General features: G+C 71.0%; 21 protein-coding genes. 7 read left to right on the top strand and 14 right to left on the bottom strand.

What is annotated here, in order from left to right:
• The first annotated feature begins 9 nt into the window (after nucleotides 1–9).
• On the top strand, nucleotides 10–810 hold the full coding sequence (locus tag ACFSKW_RS18570; protein WP_379573507.1) for an alpha/beta hydrolase: 801 nt from the start codon (nucleotides 10–12) through the stop codon (nucleotides 808–810).
• 5 nt (nucleotides 811–815) lie between these two features.
• Here the strand turns inward: ACFSKW_RS18570 and ACFSKW_RS18565 are convergent, their stop codons facing one another.
• From ACFSKW_RS18565 to ACFSKW_RS18555, 3 genes are all read right to left on the bottom strand, one after another.
• On the bottom strand, nucleotides 816–1,211 hold the full coding sequence (locus tag ACFSKW_RS18565) for a DUF3224 domain-containing protein (protein ID WP_379573506.1): 396 nt from the start codon (nucleotides 1,209–1,211) through the stop codon (nucleotides 816–818).
• Between the two features lie 16 nt (nucleotides 1,212–1,227).
• Nucleotides 1,228–2,034, bottom strand: coding sequence for an LLM class flavin-dependent oxidoreductase (locus ACFSKW_RS18560; RefSeq protein ID WP_379573505.1), 807 nt, complete (start codon nucleotides 2,032–2,034; stop codon nucleotides 1,228–1,230).
• An 88-nt stretch (nucleotides 2,035–2,122) separates the two neighbouring features.
• Complete coding sequence (locus ACFSKW_RS18555) at nucleotides 2,123–2,758, bottom strand: thioredoxin domain-containing protein (RefSeq protein WP_379573504.1); 636 nt, start codon at nucleotides 2,756–2,758, stop codon at nucleotides 2,123–2,125.
• Nucleotides 2,759–2,814: 56 nt separating this feature from the next.
• Here ACFSKW_RS18555 and ACFSKW_RS18550 point away from each other — a divergent pair, with 56 nt between their 5' ends.
• Nucleotides 2,815–3,537, top strand: a complete 723-nt coding sequence (locus ACFSKW_RS18550; RefSeq protein WP_379573503.1) for a hypothetical protein — start codon at nucleotides 2,815–2,817, stop codon at nucleotides 3,535–3,537.
• Here the strand turns inward: ACFSKW_RS18550 and ACFSKW_RS18545 are convergent.
• Nucleotides 3,507–3,806 carry a hypothetical protein gene (locus ACFSKW_RS18545; protein WP_379573502.1) on the bottom strand — a complete coding sequence of 100 codons (300 nt, stop codon included), beginning with the start codon at nucleotides 3,804–3,806 and terminating at the stop codon, nucleotides 3,507–3,509. The genes ACFSKW_RS18550 and ACFSKW_RS18545 overlap by 31 nt on opposite strands.
• Nucleotides 3,807–3,946: 140 nt before the next feature.
• On the opposite strand from ACFSKW_RS18545, the gene ACFSKW_RS18540 reads away from it, so the two are divergent.
• Both ACFSKW_RS18540 and ACFSKW_RS18535 read left to right on the top strand, forming a co-directional pair.
• The gene (locus ACFSKW_RS18540; protein WP_379573501.1) at nucleotides 3,947–4,645 is read left to right on the top strand and encodes a class I SAM-dependent methyltransferase; all 699 of its coding nucleotides are present in this window, start codon (nucleotides 3,947–3,949) and stop codon (nucleotides 4,643–4,645) included.
• 39 nt (nucleotides 4,646–4,684) lie between these two features.
• Nucleotides 4,685–4,882 (top strand): hypothetical protein, encoded by a 198-nt coding sequence (locus tag ACFSKW_RS18535; RefSeq protein ID WP_379573500.1) that lies wholly within the window; start codon nucleotides 4,685–4,687, stop codon nucleotides 4,880–4,882.
• 10 nt (nucleotides 4,883–4,892) lie between these two features.
• Here the strand turns inward: ACFSKW_RS18535 and ACFSKW_RS18530 are convergent, their stop codons facing one another.
• The 6 genes from ACFSKW_RS18530 to ACFSKW_RS18505 form a co-directional block, all read right to left on the bottom strand.
• Nucleotides 4,893–5,390 (bottom strand): S26 family signal peptidase, encoded by a 498-nt coding sequence (locus ACFSKW_RS18530; protein ID WP_379573499.1) that lies wholly within the window; start codon nucleotides 5,388–5,390, stop codon nucleotides 4,893–4,895.
• Nucleotides 5,387–7,216, bottom strand: coding sequence for an ABC transporter ATP-binding protein (locus ACFSKW_RS18525; RefSeq protein WP_379573498.1), 1,830 nt, complete (start codon nucleotides 7,214–7,216; stop codon nucleotides 5,387–5,389). Before ACFSKW_RS18525 ends, ACFSKW_RS18530 begins: the two co-directional genes overlap by 4 nt.
• Nucleotides 7,213–7,725 (bottom strand): TlpA family protein disulfide reductase, encoded by a 513-nt coding sequence (locus ACFSKW_RS18520; RefSeq protein WP_379573497.1) that lies wholly within the window; start codon nucleotides 7,723–7,725, stop codon nucleotides 7,213–7,215. Before ACFSKW_RS18520 ends, ACFSKW_RS18525 begins: the two co-directional genes overlap by 4 nt.
• Complete coding sequence (locus ACFSKW_RS18515) at nucleotides 7,725–8,231, bottom strand: MauE/DoxX family redox-associated membrane protein (protein ID WP_379573496.1); 507 nt, start codon at nucleotides 8,229–8,231, stop codon at nucleotides 7,725–7,727. The genes ACFSKW_RS18520 and ACFSKW_RS18515 overlap by 1 nt, the downstream gene beginning before the upstream one ends.
• A 69-nt stretch (nucleotides 8,232–8,300) precedes the next feature.
• Nucleotides 8,301–8,459, bottom strand: a complete 159-nt coding sequence (locus ACFSKW_RS18510) for a hypothetical protein (protein ID WP_379573495.1) — start codon at nucleotides 8,457–8,459, stop codon at nucleotides 8,301–8,303.
• A gap of 606 nt (nucleotides 8,460–9,065) precedes the next feature.
• Entirely contained in the window at nucleotides 9,066–9,497 is a 432-nt protein-coding gene (locus tag ACFSKW_RS18505; RefSeq protein ID WP_379573494.1) for a hypothetical protein, read from the bottom strand.
• Nucleotides 9,498–9,549: 52 nt separating this feature from the next.
• Here ACFSKW_RS18505 and ACFSKW_RS18500 point away from each other — a divergent pair, with 52 nt between their 5' ends.
• A complete protein-coding gene (locus ACFSKW_RS18500; protein ID WP_379573493.1) occupies nucleotides 9,550–10,986 on the top strand; it encodes an alpha/beta fold hydrolase in 1,437 nt (478 codons plus the stop codon).
• Nucleotides 10,987–11,180: 194 nt separating this feature from the next.
• On the opposite strand, the gene ACFSKW_RS18495 is transcribed toward ACFSKW_RS18500, so the two are convergent.
• Nucleotides 11,181–11,462, bottom strand: coding sequence for an MmyB family transcriptional regulator (locus tag ACFSKW_RS18495; RefSeq protein WP_379574554.1), 282 nt, complete (start codon nucleotides 11,460–11,462; stop codon nucleotides 11,181–11,183).
• Nucleotides 11,463–11,629: 167 nt separating this feature from the next.
• On the opposite strand from ACFSKW_RS18495, the gene ACFSKW_RS18490 reads away from it, so the two are divergent.
• Nucleotides 11,630–11,920, top strand: coding sequence for a putative quinol monooxygenase (locus ACFSKW_RS18490; protein ID WP_379573492.1), 291 nt, complete (start codon nucleotides 11,630–11,632; stop codon nucleotides 11,918–11,920).
• A 61-nt stretch (nucleotides 11,921–11,981) separates the two neighbouring features.
• Here ACFSKW_RS18490 and ACFSKW_RS18485 read toward each other — a convergent pair whose 3' ends face one another.
• The 3 genes from ACFSKW_RS18485 to ACFSKW_RS18475 form a co-directional block, all read right to left on the bottom strand.
• On the bottom strand, nucleotides 11,982–12,362 hold the full coding sequence (locus ACFSKW_RS18485; RefSeq protein WP_379573491.1) for a DUF6223 family protein: 381 nt from the start codon (nucleotides 12,360–12,362) through the stop codon (nucleotides 11,982–11,984).
• Between the two features lie 58 nt (nucleotides 12,363–12,420).
• A complete protein-coding gene (locus tag ACFSKW_RS18480) occupies nucleotides 12,421–12,663 on the bottom strand; it encodes a lipocalin family protein (protein ID WP_379573490.1) in 243 nt (80 codons plus the stop codon).
• Between the two features lie 68 nt (nucleotides 12,664–12,731).
• Nucleotides 12,732–13,583 (bottom strand): SDR family NAD(P)-dependent oxidoreductase, encoded by an 852-nt coding sequence (locus tag ACFSKW_RS18475; RefSeq protein WP_379573489.1) that lies wholly within the window; start codon nucleotides 13,581–13,583, stop codon nucleotides 12,732–12,734.
• A 242-nt stretch (nucleotides 13,584–13,825) separates the two neighbouring features.
• On the opposite strand from ACFSKW_RS18475, the gene ACFSKW_RS18470 reads away from it, so the two are divergent.
• The coding region (locus tag ACFSKW_RS18470) for a sigma factor (RefSeq protein WP_379573488.1) at nucleotides 13,826–14,050 on the top strand (225 nt) is incomplete at its 3' end.

Genomic DNA, 14,050 nt, shown 5'->3' with positions numbered 1-14,050 from the left:
TGTGACCGTGTGCGCACCGAGCGCGGACTCGGCGTGATCAAGGCCGTGCTCGCCGTCGTGGTGGTCGGCGCGGTGGCGCTGGCCCTGTTGTGGGTGTTCCAACGCCGCCTGATCTACCTGCCCGACGCCAGTGTCGTGCCGTCGGCGGGATCGGTCCTGCCGGGCGCGCACGACGTCACGTTCACCACCTCGGACGGGCTCACGCTGACGGCCTGGCACGTCACGGGCGGGCGGCGGGGAGTCACCGTTCTGGTGACGGGCGGCAACGCGGGCAACCGCCTGCATCGCGCGCCGCTGGCCGCCGCCCTGGCCCGCGAGGGGTTCGACGTGCTGCTCATGGACTATCGCGGCTACGGCGGCAATCCTGGCTCCCCTTCGGAGGACGGCCTGCTGCGCGACGCCCTCGCCGCGCGCGCCCTGGTGAAGGGGCCGGTCATCTACTTCGGCGAGAGCCTGGGCGCCGCCGTCGCCACCGCGCTGGCGGTGCGGCAGCCGCCCATGGGGCTGCTGCTCCGCTCCCCCTTCACCGATCTGGCGGCGGCGGGCCGCCACCACTACCCGTTCCTGCCCGTCGGGCTTCTCCTGCGCGACCGCCTGCCCGTCGCGGGCCCGCTGGCGTCGGTGCGGGTGCCCACCACGGTCGTGTACGGCTCCCGCGACACGATCGTCCCGCCCGCGCTGAGCCGTACGGTGGCCGCCTCCGCCGGAGGGCCGGTCACGCTGGTCGAGGTCGAGGGGGCGGGACACAACGACCTGGCGCTGCTCGACGGACCTGAGGTCGTCGCCGCCGTGGTGGCCCTGGCCGGGTGAGCGCGTCAGGGCAGCCGGTGGTCGAAGACGTAGGAGTGCCCTCCGTCAGGGGCGATGAGGATGCGCAGCTGTCCGCGCAGGCCCTTCAGCCCTCCTGTGCCGGAGCCGGGCACGACCGTGCAGGTGAGCGCGTCGTCGCCCTCGTCGCTTACCGCGTTGTGCTGCAGGACGAACGTGCCCTCACGGTCGCCGATCGAGCCGGAGACCCGTTCCATTGCCACGTACGACCGGGAGTCCTCGTGCTCCGACGACGAGACGATCATGGTGACGGTGCTCGAGCCCTTCAGGTCGCCCTCGAAGGTCTTGCCGAGGGTGACGAAGGCGAGCGAGACGCCGTCGGCGACGTCGTAGGGCTCCTGTGGGGTCCAGCCGAACGTGACGAAGGTTCCTTGTGCGGTCATGGGTCGATCGTCCCCCTCATGCCTGCCATCTTCTGTCAGGTACCGGCGAGGCGCTCCACGACCGGCGCGAACGCCTCCAGGTAGTAGGCGTTGATCGAGATGTAGGAGATGCCGAGGCGCTCCCTCCGCTTCTGCAGCGTCTCGGCCATCTCGTCGGCCGATCCTTCAGGAATCCCACGCCGTGCGGCTCGCCGCCGACCTGCTGCCTGAGCCACGGCGGCAGGTCGTCGCCGATGGCCGCCAGGTTGAGGTTGAGCTCCAGCCGCGTGAAGCGGTCGCCCGCCACCTCGTACAGCTCGTCGAGCTTGGCGGCGAGCTGGTCCTCGGTGGCCTGCGCGGGCATGGCGAGGGCGATGGTGTCGGCCCTGCTCGCGGCCAGGCGCAGCAGGCGCGGACCGGCGGCGGCGATGAGGATCGGCATCTCGCCTGCCGCGTCGATGGTCTCGGCGAGGCGGGCGACGCGCTCGGCGGGCGTGCCGTACGGGACGCCGAGCTTGGCGGTGTCGGCCTCGGCCCCCGGGCGCCCCGCGCCGAGCCCCAGCTCGAAGCGGCCGTCCGACAGGGTCTGGAGGGTGCGCGCCTCCCACGCCACCTGGCCTGGCGTGCGGTTGGGCGCGCTGAGCACGTACGTGCCGAGGCGCAGGGTCGTCGTCGCGGCGGCCGCGGCGGCCAGCGCGGGGAACGGGGCCAGCGTGCCGAGGGTGTCAGGGATCAGCAGGCTGCCGTAGCCGAGCTGCTCAGCCCGGCGGGCGAGCCCCGTCCATGCCCCGCCGCCGGGCGCGTAGCCCGCGACGGCGCCGAACCTGAAAGGGCGCGTGGTCATCTGGGTCTCCTTCGTCGGATGTGCCCCCACGATCGCCCGTCGGCCGCCGGTGCGGCATCCTCCAGGAGTTGACGGTCGCCGTACTCCGTCAGGAGGAAGCCGGGGCCACGATCTTCACGGGGACGCCCCAGGAGATGAGGCGGAGCGTACTCCTCTTGGAGACGCTCCCGAGCTCGCTGTCCGGCTCGGTCCACCACGTCACCAGCTTGGCCGGCCGTCCCTCGCGGTCGGTGGACAGCTTCCAGAAGATGAAGGCGGGGGCCTGCTTCGCGCTTGCGACCGTGGCGCGGTAGGCGGGCGAGGCCTCGTAGAGCGCGCTGCCGGTGATCATGCCCTTGGTCGCGAGCATGGCCTTCATGGCGGCGGGGTCGAGGACGAGGATCGGGCTGAAGAACGGCGTGCGCGCGCCCGGCCTGCTGGCCGACCTGACCCACTTCTTGCCGATCACGCCGCCCCGCTGGTACGTGGCCCGACCGACGGCGATCGTGCGGACGGCCCCCTTGGCCAGTCCCGACCTGGCCTTGACGTCGTAGGCGACGACTCCGGAGCGGTCGAACTCCACGACACCCCTGCGCTTGCTGATGCTGAAAAGATCGCCGTCGATCATCGTCTTGGCGCGCTCGCTGAACGTCACCCCGTGACCGGGGACGAACTGCTGCCGGAGCGCGACGACCGGGTCAGGAGCGGCGATCAAAAGTAAGGCGCTTACCGCGGCTGTCATCATGGCCGACCATCGTAGTGATTTCCGCCTATCACACCAGATCGCCATAATGACCCACCATGCAGGAACTAGCGGGCTACGCGGCGGCGATCGCACCCCTGATCGACGCGGTGCACATCGACGTGCACGCCGCCGACCGGCAGCTCGGCGTGGAATACGTGCGGCGGTCGGGCCTGCGCCCCGGTTTCCTCATCGACCAGCGCTACGTGCTGCCGCTGCGGCCGCTCACCCGCGCGGGACTGGCGACCGTCTACCGGTACGGCACGGCGCGGGAGCAGGCAGCCGAGGTGGAGGCGCAGCTGCTCCAGGGCGCCCTGCGAGAGGACGGGGACGGCGGGCTGCACGCCACGCCGGTCACGCTGGCCTTCATCGAGGGGCTCTACGAGCTGCACGACCGGGCGACGGCCAAGCTGTGGGCCCGGCACGAGGAGCTCGTCTCCGAGCTGGGTGTGCTGCTCGGCAGGCTGCTCGACGGAGCGGAGCGGCTGCCGGGCGGGGCGTTGGAGCTGATGGCTCCGCCGTACGAGCCTGAGGGGGTCTCCCCGGGGGTGGCGCTGTTCAACAGGGTCGCCGCGTTCCGCTACCACCGGGCCGACGCGCACGCCGCCGCGTGGCAGGCGGCCGGGCTCACCGCCCAGGAGGTCGCCTCGCTGCGCGAGGGACCCCTGTGGGAGGCGGTCGAGCGGGACACCAACCTGCGGGCGGCCGTGCCGTACGGGATGCTGACCGAGGCGGAGCGGGCGCTGCTGGTTCAGGGCCTGCGGACGCTGTCCGGGATCTGAGCCTCACCCTGCTCGTCGCTGACCAGGGCGTCGATCGCGGCGAAGAAGGCGGCGATGCCCGGCAGGTTGGCGCCCTTGGCGCGCGAGGCGGCGAAGTCGTCGGCCGAGCGCCAGTCGACGATGTCCAGCCACTCGTCGCCGGCCAGCCGTACCAGCCTGGCGCCGAGGAAGCCCGCGCGGTCGGCCTCGAAGTCGGCCACCATCTGCGGCCGCGCGGCCAGCAGCTCGGCTGCGCGTGTCGCCGTGAAGCGGGTCAGTTCGACGAACATCTCGGTCTCCTCCCGATGGGTCTTACTCGCCCCACTATAGTCAAGATTAGTGACTATTTGCCAGTCGCTTTGGATTGCGACGCGCCGAGCCGCCAGGATGCTGCCTGGAATCGCGTGTTTCGCCGCATCTGAGGAGATCGATGGAAGCCGCCGAGATCAGGCGCGCGGTCGAGCTGGAGGACCGCCACTGGTGGTACAGGGAGCGGCGGGCCATCCTCGCGCGCGAACTGCGCAGGATCGGACGTCCGGGCCGCGCGCTCGACGTCGGCGCGGCCGGCGGCGGCAACACCAGGGTCTTCCAGCGGTACGGCTGGCACGCCCTGGCCGCCGACCAGTCCGACACCGCCGTCGCCTACGCCAGGGAGCGCGGCCTCGACGCCATTAAGGCCGACCTGCGCGCGCTTCCCCTGGGCGACGCCGAATACGACCTGGTGACGGCGCTGGACGTGCTGGAGCACATCGACGACGACCACGCCGCCGCGGCCGAGATCGCCAGGGTGCTGAAGCCCGGCGGCACCGCGTTCATCGCCGTTCCCTGCGACATGCGCCTGTGGTCGGCGCACGACGTCGCCCTCGGCCACCACCGCCGCTACACGCGCGAAGGCCTGGCCGAGGTGATCAGGAGCTCGGGGCTGGTGATCGAGCGGCTGTGGAGCTGGAACGTCCTGCTGCGGCCCGTGGCGGCCTTCCGCAGGCGCAACGCGACCGGCTGCGACCTGGAGGAACTGCCCGCCCCCGTGAACCTGGCGCTGACCGCCGTCGTGGCGGCCGAGCGGTACCTGCCCCTCTCGTGGCTGCCCGGAGTCTCGCTGATGGCCCGCGCGCGGCGGCGTCTGTGACCTCGACCGTGGAAGGGGAACGCCCGCCTCTACCTGCTGTTGCGCACCGCCATGCCCGCCGCGGCGGCCAACCTGTTCGGCGCCGGCGGCCACCGCCGTCGTCAACACCGAGGCGAACCGGCTGGACCTTCAACCGGCGCGCGCTGGGCGGAGGGGACGGCGCTGGTGTGCGCCTCGCTGGCGGTCACGGCGATCCGCTACACGCTGCCGGACCGCTGGGTCTTCCCCCGCCGGTGACCGGCGGCGGTCAGAGCGGCGGCAGCCGGCGCACCATGACGCCGACGAGCTGGTCGCCCCGGACGAAGCCGAAGGCCCGGGAATCCCAGCTGGCGTTCGCGTTGTCGCCCTGCACGACGAGGGCACGCCGAGGCACGACGGTCTCCGGGACGTCGCTCAGCGCAGGGAAGCGCTCTCTCGGCACGGGATCGCCGGGCACCGCGGCCGCCCGCTTGACGAGGAGCCGCCAGCCGGGCCGATCCCTCTTCACCAGCTCCACCTCGGCGCCCGGTTCGAGGCCCGGTGGCGGCTCGTACAGCATGGGAGGGTCAGGGATCCGGACAACCACGATCTGGCCGACGCGGACCCGTCTGGCCCTGCGTACGAGCAGCCTGTCGCCGGAGCGGAACGAGGGCTCCATGCTCGGCCCCTCGACGGTGGCGACCAGATAGCTCCGGCGGATCCACCACAGCGAGGCCCCCGCCGCCAGCGCGCCGCACGCCGGGAGCAGCAGCCTGCCCCACTTCACCGCGCCTCCTGGTATCCCGCGGCCTGGAGCCGGAACAGCCGGGCGTAGTGACCGTCCGCCTCGAGCAGCTCCTCGTGGGGTCCCTGCTCGGCGATCCGCCCCTCGTGCAGCACGGCGATGAGGTCGGCGTCCCGCACGGCGCTGAGCCTGTGAGAGATGAGCAGGCTCGTACGGCCGGCCCGATACTCCCTGATGCGGGTATGGACCTCGTGCTCGGCCTCCGGGTCGAGGCCGGAGCTGGGCTCGTCGAGGATCATCAGGTCCCTGCCGTCGCGGACGAGGGCCCTGGCCAGGGCGAGACGCTGCCACTGCCCGCCGGACAGCACCACGCCCGTCTCCGCGTCGCCCTTGTCGGCCTCGGAGAAGAAGATGCGCGTGAGCAGGGTGTCGTACCCGCGCGGAAGCCCGGAGAGCGTCTCGTCCACGCCGGCGCGGACGGCCGCCTCCCTGATACGGACCGGGTCCCCCAAAGCGGCCAGGTCGCCGAGTCCGATGTTCTCGGCGGCGGTCATGTCGTAGTTCATATGGTCCTGGAACACGGCGCTGATCCGCTCGCGCAACGCGGCGGGAGGGATGTCCCGCAGGTCCACACCGTCCCACAGGATCCGGCCGCGCGTCGGGTCGTACATCCTGCACAGCAGTCTGATGAGGGTGCTCTTGCCCGCGCCGTTCAGCCCGACGAGGGCCACCGACCGGCCGTGCGGAACCGTCAGATCGACCCCGCGCAGCACCCAGGGATGGTCGTCGCTGTAGCGGAACCACACGTCCTGCAGCTCGATGCCCCGGCGCAGGGCGGGAGCCGTGCCCTCGTCGGCGCTCGGCAGGTCCGGCTCGGCCCTGGTCACCGCGACGTAGTGCGAGAAGGTGAGCAGGCGCTGGTGGGCGGAGGCGACCGAGGAGATGAGCGTGTTCAGCCCGGCCTGCACGCCGCCGATGGCCGCGACGAACATGGCGACGTCGCCGACGCTGAGCGAGCCGCGGCGGGCGGCCGTGATCGCCCACCACAGTCCGGCGCCTGCGACCACCGCGCTCAGCACGGTCAGGCCGCCTTGAGCGACCAGTTCACGGCGGTCCATCCGGGTTTCTGCGGCGTTCGCCTCGCGCCGCTCGGCCATCATCCGGGCACGCAGGAACGCGCCGACGCCGAACAGCCGGATCTCCGTGGCAGCCTGGACGCCGGTAAGCAGACGGCTGTAGAAGAACTCGCGCCGGTGGATCTGCTCGGTGTCCCACTGCACGGCGGCCCGTCTCCGCGACAGCAGCAGTTCGGCGACGAGCGCCGGGACGGCGGCCAGCACCACGAGCGCCGTCATGGCGGGGCTGAGGACCAGCAGCGAACCCACGAAGCCGGCGAGGGACAGGATGCCGTGCAGACCGCCGAAGATGCCGTTGACGAGGTCGCCGGTGGTCCCTGCCCCCTCCTGGGCCAGGCGTAAGCGGTCGAGGAAGACCGGATCCTCGAAACGCCGCAGACCGACCTGCCGCTCGGCCTCCGCGAACAGCCTGTCGGTCGCCTCCGCCCCGGCCCTGCGACCGATCTGGGCGCGCAGGTAGCGGCCGAACCCCGGCAGCGCCGCGGCGGCCAGACCCGCCGCGGCCAGCCCGATCGCGAGCCCGGCGACCGCGCCGTCCGGGGTGGTCAACCGGTCGAGGACGGATTTGGTCAGCCACGCGGCGGCGATGGGCGCCGCGGCCTCGGCGATCGTCAAGGCGGCCTGGCCGATCACCCCTCCTGGCGCCGACCGCCAGGTCAGCGACAGGGCCGCCGCGGCGGCCGAGGCCAGCTCCCGGATCCCGGCCTGCCGGATCGCCCCGTGGGAGGTCATGCCGACGACGCGATGGAGAGGTCTTCCAGGCGGCCGCCTGCGGCGACGACGCGGTGATCGGAACCAAGCAGGTAGAGCGCCGGGGTCCAGGTGTTCTGGAATGCGCCGGCCACGGGGCCGTCGTAGTCCTCCACGATCACGCGGGCCACAGGTTCGAGCGCGCTGACCGCCTCCGGGTCGTCCCCCGCGACGACCGCCAGCACGTTCTCCCGTCCGAGTGTGCGGGCGTGCTCGGCGAAGCGGGGCAGGAGCTTGTGGCAGGGTTCGCATCCCGCGGAGAAGAACCCGACCAGACCGGTGACCGTGTCGTGGGACACCGTCTCCCCGTCGACGGTCTCGGCGGCGAACTCGCCGACCGGTGCGCCGGGACGCAACGCGATGGGGGGACCGGCGGCCGGAGCGGCGCCCACGCCCGTGTGCCTCGTCCGGCGGATGAGAGCGAGGGTGAGCAGCAGGTTGAACACGCACAGCAGGCCGATGATCACGACTGCGGCAGTCAGGAAGGGCATCAGGTGTTCCTAGCGAAGAGATCGACGATGTCGTCGAAAGAGACGATCAGAATCGTCCCGATCAGGCCCGCGCCCAGTGCCATGGACGTCCCGGCGAGCACCGGCGAGCCACCGGGCAGGAGCACGGCGAGCGAGGCGGCGGCGATCAGGAGGCTGTTGCGGACCAGGTGACGAGCGCCCAGGGGCGCGGCGGACGCGCCGAAACAGCGGCACGGGGCACGCTGCCCCCTCCTCAGCGCGATGGCGATCGCCGCGGTGAACGCGACGAGCAGTCCGCCGGCGAGCGCGAGGCCGTACGGCGTGGCCGCCGGCACAGCGACCAGGATCGGGACCAGCGCCTCCAGGGCCACCACCACCGCGGCCAGCGGCCTGACGGCCCGGCCCGGGACAGTGACAAGCGCGGGAAGCGACCGGGCGAACCCCTGGAAGTCACGCAGTTTCGACACCGCCGTGACCGCGAAGACCAGGCCCACCAGGCAGACGCATCCGATCCGCACGTACTCCATCCGCCTACCTCCACCGGTCGGCGGGCGGTGGTGGCCCACCGCCCGCCGGAAGCCAGCCCAACTACATCATCAACAAGTGCCGACCCTGACGGTCGTGCACCCCTCGTTCAGGCAGCACTGGCGCAGGTACCTGACGCCGCCAGAGCAGTAGTAGTAGTTGCTGCAGCCCGCCTCCACGGTCGCCTTGTGGGCGACCCGTGCCAGCAGACGATCGACGAGACCGATCATGATGTCTCCTCTCCGGCATTCAGCCGAGACGATGGTGATCAAGATAATCCGGTCTTCCGGATTACGGCGCAACGGTCGAGATCAAATACGCCGAAGATGATCAATACATCGAGCTATCCGATATTCCGGACATGCCCTAATCGTCCCCCTCGGAGACTCAAACCACCGGTTGCGCGGAGAGCGGAGGGCTCCAGAGCGCATCACTTCACCGCGCGGCTCGACAGCCGAGCACGGCACCTGTCAACGCGCCCCACCCGGACTCAGGGCCGCACGAACGGAACACGTCCGGCCCCTCGGCGCATCGGAGTCCGTACGGCGGCGTCCCAACGGAGGCGAGGGCACGCCAGGCCGTTCGCTGTGGAGCCGGTGACGGCTTACTCGAACACCGCGTCGCAGGTGGAAGAGCTTCGCCAGGCACCGAGCGGTCTGACCAGCAGGCGACGGTGACATGGGCATCGCATGGACCCAGGTCCGGGTACGGCGCCACTGACACGTGTCGCGCCGGCAGGTGATGCGCCACCTTCGGCCGGATCCGCCTGGGTCTCGGGTGCGGTCATGCCAGGGGGATCCTGGGGGATCGCCTGACAGCCGGCGTCGTGAATCCCTTCAAGAGTTGGCGACTGCGATCTTCACCGTCATTGTCAGGATCTTCTGGACGTCGCTGTTGTAACGTGCTGCCGTCGATTTGTCGCGGTCAAGACGGGGGCCGCGTTCGCTGCCGCCGACGTCTGCGTCGTCGCGGCTGTCGACCGAGATGATCAGGGCCGGTCGGGCGCCGCACGAGCGGGCCGACCGGCCGATCGACGATTGGAGCACTGTGCGAGGAAGGTCTTCTCTGCTTGCCGCCGCCTTCGTGGCGATGGCAACGCTGTTACCCATATCGTCGGCGGTCGCGGCGGCCCCTGGAGACGGAGCCACGGCGACCCCGACAGCTTCGGGAACCCCGACGGCTTCGGGAACCCCGACGACATCGTCGACTCCGACGGCGTCCTCGACCCCGGCCACCTCGGCAACCCCGACCCCCGCGAAGGGCCGCATCGCCTGGGCTCCGTGCGAGGAGGAGCCTTCCGCCGAGTGTGGCAAGCTGGCGGTGCCGATCGACTGGTCCCGTCCGAACGGGCCCACCATCGACCTGGCCATCGCCCGCCGCAAGGCCACCGACCCCGCGGCCCGCGTCGGATCCCTGGTGATCAACCCGGGCGGTCCTGGCGGGTCGGGCGTGGAGGCCGCCTACGGCGCTCCTGGCTTCTTCACCGAGGAACTGCGGAAGCGGTTCGACATCGTCGGCTTCGACCCTCGGGGTGTGGGCCGCAGTCACCCGGTGATCTGCTCGGCGTCGGTGTTCAACCAGATGCCGTACGCCGTCATGAAGAGCCAGGCCGACTTCGTCAGGTGGACCGCCTACGCCAAGAAGCTGCGCGCGGATTGCCGGGCACGTACTGGCCCGCTGTACGACCACGTCGACTCGGCCAACGTCGCGCGCGACGTGGACGCCCTGCGCGCCGCGCTGGGCGAGGAGAAGCTCACCTACTACGGGATCTCGTACGGGACGCTGATCGGCCAGATGTACGCCGAGTTGTTCCCGAGCCGGATCCGGGCCATGGCCCTGGACAGCAACATGGACCACAGCCTCGGCGTCAAGGCCTTCCTCGACACCGAGGCAGCAGCCGTCGAGGACGCCTTCGACCAGTTCGTCGGCTGGTGCGACCAGGAGCCCGGCTGCGCCCTGCACGGCAAGGACGTCCGGGCGGTGTGGGAGAGAATCCTGGCCAAGGCGCGCAGCGGCCGGCTGTACTACCCGGGCGTCACGGACCGCCCGATGACGGAGATCCAGGTCCAGTGGCAGGGTGTGTTGGGCACCGAAGGGCCTGCCTGGCAGCTGCTGAGCGAGATGCTTCGCGCCCTTGACGGCGGAGAGCCCCCGTCGTGGGTGCCCCCGCTGCCCGGCCGGCAGCCCGTTCCGGGGGAAATCGCCCAGCTGCCCACCGCGGTCCTCTGCCAGGACTACAACCTGCGAGTGCGCAGCTACAAGGAATACGCCTGGCTGCTGCGCAGCTCCAACCGCCGCGCCCCTGACATGCGCTACAACCCGATGCCGATCGAGGACCTGCCCGTCTGCCTCGACCACCCCACCACCAACCCGCAGCACCGGCTCCGCTACACGGGCAGCGCTCCGATCCTGCTGGGCAACTCCCTGCACGACCCAGCCACCCCGTACTCCTGGTCCGCCAACGTGGCCCGGCAGCTCGGCCCCAAGGCGCGCCTGATCACCTACGAGGGCTGGGGTCACCGCATCTACGGCAAGGACGAGTGCAGCACGGTGCCGATCGACAACTACCTGATCTCGCTGACCCTGCCTCCGCACGGCTTCCGCTGCCCCGTGGGCGGCAGAGTCGAGACCATGCTCAAGAAGCAGCAGCGTGAGCTGTGGCCGACGGACAACCTCCCCTGGGGCGCTGCGCTGTCGACCTCCTCCCGCCTGCGGCCGACCACGACCGCTGCCGGCACGTCCAGGACATCCGGCTGAGCTCCGACCAGCTGCGACCCGGCTCCGACCATGCCGTCGGAGCCGGACGCCCACGCCAGGGGCGAGACGAAGGCGGCGCGGCGGCGCGTGGCCGTCCGGGCCAGGCCGTACTGGCGACGTTCCGCAGGTGACGGCATCCTCGACGGGACCCGAGAGGAGCCCCGCAGGTCAGGCGAGAGGCGGCGCGCTCGGCGCTAAGCCTTCCCCTCTGCCACGACACCCGTATCGCCCTCGGCATGAGTACCGGAATACGGGTGTCGCCGGATCAGGATGCGGAGTGCTTCCTGGGACGGGGATCCCTCCTCGGCGGTGTGGACGACCAGGGCGAGATCGGGGTGGCCGGGCAGCCGGAGGGTCTCGTAGGTCAATTGGAGCTCGCCGACCAGCGGATGCCTGTACAGGTGGCTGCCGTGCTCCGGGGCCTTGATGTCGTGCTCCGCCCAGATCTGGCGGAACTCGCGGCTGGCGGACGACAGCTCCTCGGGCTGTCCGTGTGCTCCTCCGCCGCCGCCGGGGTGGGGCGCGCCAGCCGGTGCAGACGCTCGCGTTCCGCCGGGTCCAGACGCAGGGCCCTGGCCACCGCGTCCAGGACCTCCGCCGAGAACTGCAGGCTCCGCCCGCCACGCATGAAGGAGACCGGATCATGACCCTCTTCGTCATCGCCGAGTTCCTCGCCGCGCCCGGCCAGCATGATCGGCTCCGCACAGCGCTGGAAGCCCTGATCGAGCCGACGCTGGACGAACCCGGCTGCCTCGCCTACCGGGCCTACGCCGACCCCAACGAACCCGCCCGCATGGTGATCGTGGAGCGGTGGGAGAACCGGCAGGCCTTCGACGAGCACTTCACCACCCCCCACCTGCGTCACGCCCAGCGGGTCCTTGACCGGATACTCGCCCGGCCACTGACCCTTCGCACCTTGGTCGAGGCGCCATAGCGATCAGGCCGGCCGCACTCGGCGTCGTCCCGCTCACCACGCGCCTCGTAGGTCCTGTCGGTCAGCTGACCAGCCGCTGCCGGCGGGAGCGGGCGAGAGCCAGCCCGCCGAGGGCCGTGCCGATCAACCCCACCACCAGGGCCACGACGGCCCCGGCCAGCCCGTTGCCGGTGCCGATGCCACCGTCGGAGGTGGCGACGACCGACCCACCGACGGCCACGCTGATCAGCCCCGCCAGCAGGGCGACGATGGCCCACCTTCGCCGGTTGACGGTGCCGATACGACCGGTGAGAACCAGCCCACCGATCGCTACGGCGGTCAGCCCGACCAGTGCGGCCACGATGGCTCCGAGCCGCCCGGCGCTCAGGTAGGAGATACCGGGGGCGTCGGGCGGTCCGAGCAGACCGGCTGCGGCGGTGGCAAGAAAGTGACGGATGGACATGGGTGCTCTTCTCTACGGGAAGTCTCTGAGTACTCGGGATCGGGCAACTGCGCGAGCGCTATCGCCAGTTGCCGTTCTGCTCGACGAAGGCCTGCCCGGTGATCGGCTTGCCCCGGTACCGTCCGGTGACGGTGGCCGCGCCCTCGTAGAGGCCGCCGAAGGCGCTCTGGAGCTCGTGTCCCGGCTTGGCGACGACGGTGAGACCGGTATCCAGCGCGGGGATGTTCACGATCCACCGCGTGCCGTACCGCTGCCCGCTGGTCGGGCTGGTCCAGAAGCCGGAGGTGCGGCGAAATCGCATCTGTTCACGCGGCCGGCGTCATCCCCGGGGCGAGCCCGAAGCACGTGTTCGTGGACAGGGGCGGTGGGTCACCGAGCTTCTTGATCGAGATTGCCGTGAGCCTCCGCCGAAAGGTCCTGCCAGTCGGCCCAGGTCTTGAGCCGGTCGGCGTAGACCTTCTGGATCATCGGGTAGAAGCCCTGGCCGAACAGCACCCGCAGGGGCGGGTTGTCGGCGTCGACGAGCTTGAGGAGTGCCTGGGCCGCGGCGGCCGGGTCACCGGCGGGCTGCTTTCCTGCGATCGCGCCGAGGCGCCGGCGGAGGCCGTCGTAGGCCGGGTTGAGCTGGGCCATGTGGCCGTTGTTGAGCGGGTCGGGGTTCTTGCCGGAGCGGGTGGCGAACCCGCCGGGCTCGATGATGGTCACCTTGACGCCGAAGTCGGCGACCTCGCCGGCGAGGGCTTCGTTCAGGCCCTCCAGCGCCCACTTGGAGGCGTGGTAGGCGCCGCCGAGCGGCATGGCGATGACCCCGGCCGCCGAGGACAGCTGGATGATGCGGCCCGAGCGCTGCTCGCGCAGATAGGGCAGCGCGGCCTGCACGACCCACACCGCGCCGAACAGGTTGGTCTCCATCTGGTCGCGCAGCTCCTGCTCGGTCAGCTCCTCGATCGCGCCGACCTGGGCGTAGCCGGCGTTGTTCACGATGACGTCGAGGCGGCCGAAGTGTTCCTTGGCCCGCTTCACGCTCTCGAAGACGGCGGCCTTGTCGGTCACGTCCATCTCGAGCGGGAGCAGCGCGTCGCCGTAGGCGGCGACCAGCGCGTCCAGGCTTGCGGTGTTCCGGACGGCCGCGGCCACCTTGTCGCCGCGGGACAGGGCGGCCTCGACGAAGTCGCGGCCGAGGCCGCGGGACGAACCGGTGACGAACCAGACCTTGCTCATGATGTCTTTCCGTTCTTTCTGCGGTGGCGATTGCGCGGCGGTCACCACGCAACGGGCCGAGGCGATCACTCGTGGAGTCGGGTGCCGCTCGCATCGTCTTGACGACCATGAGGCGCCGGTGGCCCGGCCCTTGTGACAGCGCGGTCATGTGATGTGCGCCACCGGTCATGGGTGTCACACAGCGGTGAGGGCCGGAGTCTCGTGTATGGAGCACAGTCGAGTGAACGGGGCAGGAGCCGGCCATGAACGAGCGCAGCGAGCCGACGACGGGCACAGGCGAGCCGATCGCCGGTGACGACCGGATGGACTCCGCCACCGAGGCGTTCGTCGCCCACCGCACCCTGCTGTTCACCGTCGCCTACGAGATGCTCGGCTCGGCGGCCGACGCCGAGGACGTCCTGCAGGAGACCTGGCTGCGCTGGGTCAAGGTCGACGTGGAGCAGGTGCGCGACCAGCGCGCCTACCTG

The sequence above is a fragment of the Nonomuraea mangrovi genome, assembly GCF_042681425.1.
GTDB lineage: Bacteria > Actinomycetota > Actinomycetes > Streptosporangiales > Streptosporangiaceae > Nonomuraea > Nonomuraea mangrovi.
The sequence above is the reverse complement of the archived record's forward strand: the minus strand, read 5'-3'. Positions and strand labels throughout refer to the sequence as shown.

Coding starts and splice junctions, on each gene's coding strand:
- ACFSKW_RS18540 (WP_379573501.1), top strand. CDS start 3,947: ATGGAAGCCGCCGAGATCAGGCGCGCGGTCGAGCTGGAGGACCGCCAC.
- ACFSKW_RS18475 (WP_379573489.1), bottom strand. CDS start 13,583: ATGAGCAAGGTCTGGTTCGTCACCGGTTCGTCCCGCGGCCTCGGCCGC.
- ACFSKW_RS18485 (WP_379573491.1), bottom strand. CDS start 12,362: ATGTCCATCCGTCACTTTCTTGCCACCGCCGCAGCCGGTCTGCTCGGA.
- ACFSKW_RS18545 (WP_379573502.1), bottom strand. CDS start 3,806: ATGTTCGTCGAACTGACCCGCTTCACGGCGACACGCGCAGCCGAGCTG.
- ACFSKW_RS18505 (WP_379573494.1), bottom strand. CDS start 9,497: ATGCGGCCCTTCGCGGGGGTCGGGGTTGCCGAGGTGGCCGGGGTCGAG.
- ACFSKW_RS18560 (WP_379573505.1), bottom strand. CDS start 2,034: ATGACCACGCGCCCTTTCAGGTTCGGCGCCGTCGCGGGCTACGCGCCC.
- ACFSKW_RS18555 (WP_379573504.1), bottom strand. CDS start 2,758: ATGATGACAGCCGCGGTAAGCGCCTTACTTTTGATCGCCGCTCCTGAC.
- ACFSKW_RS18510 (WP_379573495.1), bottom strand. CDS start 8,459: ATGATCGGTCTCGTCGATCGTCTGCTGGCACGGGTCGCCCACAAGGCG.
- ACFSKW_RS18515 (WP_379573496.1), bottom strand. CDS start 8,231: ATGGAGTACGTGCGGATCGGATGCGTCTGCCTGGTGGGCCTGGTCTTC.
- ACFSKW_RS18480 (WP_379573490.1), bottom strand. CDS start 12,663: ATGCGATTTCGCCGCACCTCCGGCTTCTGGACCAGCCCGACCAGCGGG.
- ACFSKW_RS18550 (WP_379573503.1), top strand. CDS start 2,815: ATGCAGGAACTAGCGGGCTACGCGGCGGCGATCGCACCCCTGATCGAC.
- ACFSKW_RS18520 (WP_379573497.1), bottom strand. CDS start 7,725: ATGCCCTTCCTGACTGCCGCAGTCGTGATCATCGGCCTGCTGTGCGTG.
- ACFSKW_RS18490 (WP_379573492.1), top strand. CDS start 11,630: ATGACCCTCTTCGTCATCGCCGAGTTCCTCGCCGCGCCCGGCCAGCAT.
- ACFSKW_RS18525 (WP_379573498.1), bottom strand. CDS start 7,216: ATGACCTCCCACGGGGCGATCCGGCAGGCCGGGATCCGGGAGCTGGCC.
- ACFSKW_RS18565 (WP_379573506.1), bottom strand. CDS start 1,211: ATGACCGCACAAGGAACCTTCGTCACGTTCGGCTGGACCCCACAGGAG.